The organism is Pseudoalteromonas luteoviolacea DSM 6061 (assembly GCF_001625655.1).
In the GTDB taxonomy this organism is placed as follows: Bacteria; Pseudomonadota; Gammaproteobacteria; order Enterobacterales; family Alteromonadaceae; genus Pseudoalteromonas; species Pseudoalteromonas luteoviolacea.
On sequence record NZ_AUYB01000035.1, the window covers coordinates 25,617 to 32,038 of the forward strand.

Below are 6,422 nucleotides of genomic sequence, written 5' to 3' on the forward strand. Positions count from 1 at the left end.
AGTTTCCTATTGGTGTCTTTTTGTATTCCAATTACCTTGTAAAATGAGAGCTCTATAAACAAAGCTACTTGGAAGATCAGTATGAAAAACCAGTTGACGATACTTTTACCGCTACTTTTGAGCTTGGTAATGAGTGCAAAGGGTTTAGCTCAGCAACATGAACAAAGCAACATGGAAGCCCCTTTTGCAGAGTTGGCGCACAAGTTGAGTACAGAACTGATCAGTGGCATAGAAGACTTAAAAGCAGTACCTGAAACTGAGCAAGAGCAATTGGCGCTGCAAATCGTACATAGGGAATTCGCACCACATCTTGACCTTCGTTTTTCATCCTTAAAATTATTAGGTAAACATATACGTCATTTAGAACAGCATCAAATGGCCGAGTTTACAGGTTTAATTGAAAATCAACTTATTAATATGTATGCAAAAGTTTTAATTGAATACAAAAACTCAGAGATAGCGATGCAAACCTTGCAAACAAATCAGGGGCGAAAGTTTGCTGAGGCTACTATACAGCTCAATCAAGAGAGTAGAGGCGATACGCAGTTGATACTTAAATTTAGACAAAGCGCAAAAGGCCAGTGGCGCATGTATGATGTTGTATCTAGGCAAGTATCTCAACTAAGCGTAAAGCGTCAAAGTTTGGTACTTAAGATTAGTGAGATTGGGTTTGAACAGTTAAACAAAGAGCTGCGTCAAAGGAGTTCTAATCGAATATGACCACCAAAAGTACGGAATATTACGGCTATAAACTTTAAAAGTGCAATAAAACTCAGAGAGTATTATTGCACTTTGCTGATTACTAACTGTGTTTATTATTTAGTTACACAGCCATGCCAACCACCATCAGTCCAGCATATCACTGGATTTGATGGTCTACATTGTGGGTAGACTGAGTGCTCTGCACCGCCTGCAACCTGTGGGGTTGCATGGTTGGCCAGTTGGTTACTCTCATTAAGCTTTTTTAGGTTTTTCTTTTTTAATTGTACTTTCATTTTTTATTTCCTTATGCGAGATAAACTGCTCTTACAGGTTAGGGCTGTGTTTTGCAAAAGTAAACTAAAAATTTCCATTTGTTTTTGTTTTTTGCAATATTATCTTCTCTTATGTAAATTAAAAGTATATATTTCAAAGGTATTTTCTTTTAACTAGGAAATTTATTTTTCTTGCTTTCTTTGGTTTTTATTTTCATAAAGCGCTTTATCGGCTTTTTCTAAGAGAGACTCTACTGATGTATTGGCAGTAATTTCACACACACCAAAGCTCATACCTAAAGAAACAGAGTCCATTGTTAACTTACTAGGAACTAAGTTTTGGATCCTAGCTACAAAAATATTGGCATTTTCTTCATTCATACCTGGAAGTAACAGCATGAATTCGTCGCCGCCTAAACGAAATAACTTGTCATTTCGGCGAGTGTATTCATTAATGAGCGAAACAAAACCTACCAGCATCTCATCTCCTACCCCATGGCCTAGTTTATCGTTCAAAGTTTTAAAGTTATCTAAGTCAATCATGATGATAGAGCATACCTGTGAATAGCGGCTAACGCGTTCAGACTCTAATTCAACTTGTTCAACTAGCGTCCTTCGATTAAGTGCACCAGTAAGCGGATCTTTTACAGCAACGTTTTCTGCAACCATGATTGCATCATTGTACGTTTTGACAATGACTGCACAGAGCATCATTACAAGGCATGAGGACATAGCAGACCTTAAAGCTAATTCAACATCAAGCTGTAAAAAGCCCAGATAGGTAAGAGTTAGCCAAAATCCAGCTGTTATTACGCAGGCCATTTTAAATGGAAACATCATAAACATACCGACCAGAAAAGCAGGTAGCCATATGACGGAAATGAGTGGAGATTGTATGGATAAGTAAACCAGCATAGCGCCTTCAACAGCACAGATTAAGAAGCACTTCCAGACACTTAGCTTACCTTGAATTAACCTAGCAGCAGTCAAAACGAGTACCGCGATGACCACAATTACTGCCATACCTAAAGCATACTTTTGTTGCATGACGTAATGAATGGGGTAGTAGCACAGGAATGCCGAAGTCAGCAACAGTAAATAAGCTGCATACATAGGATATCGATTTATCAATATGGGTTGTGCTTTAGTTAAAGCACCAAAACGCTCTTTTAGTTTCAATGTATTGATTGGCCGTATTGTTATGAATTAATAGCTTAGTTTAATTGTAAGACACAAAAATAATTCATCAACCATGAGTTGTTAAGTGTTAAATTAAATATTCGTATCTGAGCTGACTAATAGGCATCAGTTGAGTTTTTTGTATTAACCTTCGGGTTGATCTTCTAGCACAAAATTGACAGTGATGGTGAGATGCGAAGCTAGGGCTAGTGCTTGTTGGTTGTCACATAAAAGATCAATTGCATTGTAAGTACATAAGCCAAATATTAGAGCGATACTCATTAATTACTGGCTGAGCCGATCTGTTTGCTTAGCTTTTTGTGTAATCAGTTGATTGGTATTTTTCATTCTCGCCCATTTTATAGTGGGACAATACAGTCGTTTTTCTTTACTAAACACGCTTATTTTTAAAAAATGGTGCGGTAATTGCTAATAATTTTAGCTGGTTCACTGAAAATACTGGCTCGGTGATATTGGTGCTAGTTTAGGCAAATTCTAGCCAGTGGAGAATTGCATAAATTAATGAGGTAATTCATTTAACTTTTTAATCGAACTGTCGATAATATAATCAAAGATGACTAAGGAAGGATATATATGAAAGTCAATGCGAACCCGTCTGCGCTAGGAGCCGCACCAGCAGACAATACTCAAGTTAAACTAGCAAAAAGCGGTAGTGAAACAGCGTTAAGCAATACCTTATCTACACTTGAGCCCGACGTTTACCACGGTTCAAGTGGTAACGAAGAGCCCGCCACTTACGAGCGACCATTCAATATCGGTGAATCTGTAAAACAAATTGAAACCGTTGAAGAAACGATGGATCGGATCTTTGAAGCATCTTCGGAACTATACCTTGAAGGCGCTATGTACAACGCTGCAGAGTCCATGACAGCAGAATACGATAACTTTATGTCTGATTTAAGCAAGTCAAACCCTGATTTGGCAGCGAAAGACTGGGGATTCTCAGTAGATGCCAATGGTGAAATTGCTGTGTCAGGTCAACTAAGTGATGAAGAAGCGGAGTTATTGACTGCCAAGTTAAATAGCAATGAAGATCTCGTAAGGTATGCGAATGAAGTAAAGGATAACTTTTTGAAATTTACGGCACTAGAGCGCGGTCCAGAAGGTCAAGGTACCAGTAAGTATTGGGGTAAGTATGATGTTACCAATGAGAATTTTGGCGATATTATTAATATGAGAGAGCTTGTTGAGCAAGGCCGATATCGTGACTCTGGGAATGTCATAACAGGCAATCAGCTTAATTCCTATAATTTTGTGGAAAATATGGGAGAGCAGTTAAAAAGTAATGCACAAGTGACATATGCAGCCTAAATTAACAATGATTGGTCGGGCTCAGAGTGTGCCCGACCAGAGTTTTAAGATTAAGAACGTTCGCTAGATAATAAATCTTGGTCGCAAATATGGCCTAAATATACAAATGGCACATTTGGCCCACCAACGCCGATAGTATCAATTATTCCGTCATTATTTGCATCAATGTTAGTTGGGATAACGATCTGCCAAGCGCCAAGCTCTATTTGTGAACGCCATCTGTTTCTATAGCCAAAACTATATTCTGTGTGTTCAGTAGGATTAATGTTTGCTCTACAAGTGCCGAGACTAATGGTTTTTGAAATTCTACCGTTAGCATCCGTTGCAAAGGTATGGCGTTTGTCGTCGCTTCCTTTTACCACTCTCAAGGTTGCTGTGGCATTTTGGATTGGTGCGCCCGTTGAATCTAATAGCGTGATACCCCATGTTAAATTGCGATATGCTTGCGTTGTTAAATATGGGTTACTTTGCGCAGACAAAGGGATACGGTTTACGTTACTTTCACCAGACACTGAGTTGTTTGAGAAAGAAGCAACAACGGAGGCTACACTTAAGTTGTAGTTAGTATTTGGGTTGTTAGCAACAGCCGTATTTGCTCTTACTCGCATTGTAACAACTTGATTTGGTTGCAAACCAGAGATAGGCACAGGTTTACTTTGTGAGATAGGTACCCAACCATTGTTAAATACTTCAAAAATGAAATCTGCTGCACCATTGTTATTAAAGTTCAGTACGATATCTTGCCCATTAACTGCTGTAAATTGGTACAAATCGATATCTGTTAAACTATCCATGTTTGCGGTAATACTATTTTGACCGTTTGATAAAGCGGTCGCTGTTGCAACAGTGTCATTAAACTCGTAACTATCTAACTGTGTTGAAACCACCGCACCAAAATTAAACGGTGAGCCGTCCGACTCTTTCACGTCCATATACCAATAGTAGTGTCCAGGCTCTGTTAACGCGACGACAGCTTCATCTGCTGTACCTGTGTTTGCGCTAGTCCCGAGTACTGTTAGAGAATCATCCGGATTATGTTTAATTACGCTAAGATCGAGGTTGGTCGCGCCGGTTTGACCAAACAACAGTGCAGTTGTTTTACTGCGCTCAGTAATTTCGAAGTGATAACAAACTGGTGAACCCGCTGTTGCACCATTCAAGGTATATTGGTTGCCGGTAGCAAGAGTTGGGCATAGCGGCGTAATAGCAGTAGGCGTTGCTTGCGCTTGAGCCGAAAAATCCAATGCGGACAGCTCCGAACTTAAGTGCGCAGCGGCAACCTGAGGTTGCTGGTTTAGCATGTTCTTTGCAGGCGAGTATGCTTGAACATTACCTGCGGGGTTTAAATCAAATTCACTCGCATTTGCTTGAGTAAATGCTGCCAATGTAATAACCGATAAAGCGATTTTTGATAATTGCATATAATTTTCCTTATTATATTTAATTGCTTATTGGAGTAATCAATTAATCATAAATTATCGATGTCATCAAGGTTAAAAAATGAACGGTTTAGGCAGTTTTAATTAATGAAATTTACTCATTTAATTTTATCTATTGTGTTCTTTTTTTGAACATTTAAATAAGAATTATTACTAAGAATAGCTGTGCAGTTGGTCTTCTACTATTATGATAAGTAAGGTTAATTTAGCTATTTTTGGCGATGTGTTAAAAGCTGTGTTTATTTAGAGTTGCCAAATTAAGCGCTTTTGCATAGCTGTTTTTGATAAGAAATTAGTAGTTTTTATATTGTTTAGTAAACTTAAATTATGGTTAAGAAGGGCTGTAAGCTATTTTTTTTGTAAAAATCTGAAGTTATTTTAACAAATAATATATTTAAATTATGCATAACTTCATAAACTTTTTTTGTGAAGTTATGCGTTTTATAAAACTGTTACAAGGAATTTGTGTCTTGAACAGATATTTGTGGCTGCGTTTGCCATGAAAATCGGCCGTCGTAGGTTTGGCAGTTAATAACTGCACTTTTAGCGTCAGCTAGGTATAGTTGATTCATTTTTGACGCGGGATAGGTGAAGTAGTCACTGCATTTGGCACTTTGCCCAGGTCCAATTACGACTTGTGAGCCCGCTTTTAGGGTGCAACTTACCAACATATCTAGTGGAGAGTAACTAGGGCATATCACATTTTCCCTGCGGTATTGAGATATAGAGCCCAAGGGTTTGTCAAAAGTCCACCACTTGCCAAGTTTAGAGCCGTTATATTCACTATTCCAAGCTCGCCATATTGTGATGTCTTTTGAAGCAACAAAAACCTGTCCTTTACATAATCCTCCTTTGTCAGCTGGTTGAATAACGCCACTGGGAACTTGCGCGTTTGGGAGCAATACTAATCCGTTATGTTGCTCTATTTCGCCAATGCATTGAGCCGTTTTATTAAGCTTGTTGGTACTAGCTGAGGTCAAATTTGAAGAAGAGCAGGCCGAAAGAGCTGCGATAGTAAAAGCTACAAGCGGCAGTCTAAATGCAGTTTGCTGCTGGCTTTTGGTTAAATACTGATTTAGTAGGCGCATATACTTTTCCTTTGTTTGCTGTATAGACCGGTATTTTAGTATGCCAAAATTAAAAAGTATCTTTCAATACATTACACCCGACGCGAATTTGCTGTATACAACTTGGTGATACTTGAAAGGGCATGTTATTTATTTTTAATGACTTGGCTATGCTTCCCTGACTCTATTAAGGCTAAAACTCGTTTTGCTTTCATTTGCGCGTTACTTTCTTCCAGCAATGAGTCACTCAGTGTCACGTCAAAGCAGCTGGTCTTGTATTGGTATTTAAACAACGCATCGATTGCCTTTAAAAACCAATTATTTTTACTTTCTTGTTTGCTTTCTACCTGCTCTTTTTCGAAATTCTGCAGTCGAATATAGATCTCAATTGCGCGTTCAGGGTGTTGGTGGTGTAACTCCACCCAATTTAG

Annotated in this window: 7 protein-coding genes; 2 read left to right on the top strand and 5 right to left on the bottom strand. The window is 38.5% G+C overall.

Annotated features, from left to right (window positions below; genetic code table 11):
* The first annotated feature begins 81 nt into the window (after positions 1-81).
* The gene (locus N475_RS02175) at positions 82-720 is read left to right on the top strand and encodes an MlaC/ttg2D family ABC transporter substrate-binding protein (RefSeq protein ID WP_063356077.1); all 639 of its coding nucleotides are present in this window, start codon (positions 82-84) and stop codon (positions 718-720) included.
* A gap of 95 nt (positions 721-815) precedes the next feature.
* Here the strand turns inward: N475_RS02175 and N475_RS02180 are convergent, their stop codons facing one another.
* Both N475_RS02180 and N475_RS02185 read right to left on the bottom strand, forming a co-directional pair.
* Positions 816-995 (bottom strand): hypothetical protein, encoded by a 180-nt coding sequence (locus tag N475_RS02180; RefSeq protein ID WP_063356078.1) that lies wholly within the window; start codon positions 993-995, stop codon positions 816-818.
* A 162-nt stretch (positions 996-1,157) separates the two neighbouring features.
* Positions 1,158-2,153, bottom strand: a complete 996-nt coding sequence (locus tag N475_RS02185) for a GGDEF domain-containing protein (RefSeq protein ID WP_142046364.1) — start codon at positions 2,151-2,153, stop codon at positions 1,158-1,160.
* 594 nt (positions 2,154-2,747) lie between these two features.
* Here N475_RS02185 and N475_RS02190 point away from each other — a divergent pair.
* Positions 2,748-3,485, top strand: coding sequence for a hypothetical protein (locus N475_RS02190; RefSeq protein WP_063356080.1), 738 nt, complete (start codon positions 2,748-2,750; stop codon positions 3,483-3,485).
* 50 nt (positions 3,486-3,535) lie between these two features.
* Here N475_RS02190 and N475_RS02195 read toward each other — a convergent pair whose 3' ends face one another.
* From N475_RS02195 to N475_RS25685, 3 genes are all read right to left on the bottom strand, one after another.
* On the bottom strand, positions 3,536-4,906 hold the full coding sequence (locus N475_RS02195) for a hypothetical protein (RefSeq protein WP_063356081.1): 1,371 nt from the start codon (positions 4,904-4,906) through the stop codon (positions 3,536-3,538).
* Positions 4,907-5,376: 470 nt separating this feature from the next.
* Entirely contained in the window at positions 5,377-6,012 is a 636-nt protein-coding gene (locus N475_RS02200) for a hypothetical protein (RefSeq protein WP_063364605.1), read from the bottom strand.
* Positions 6,013-6,137: 125 nt separating this feature from the next.
* Positions 6,138-6,422, bottom strand: a 285-nt coding sequence (locus tag N475_RS25685) for a hypothetical protein (RefSeq protein WP_162269576.1), incomplete at its 5' end; no start/stop codon positions are given.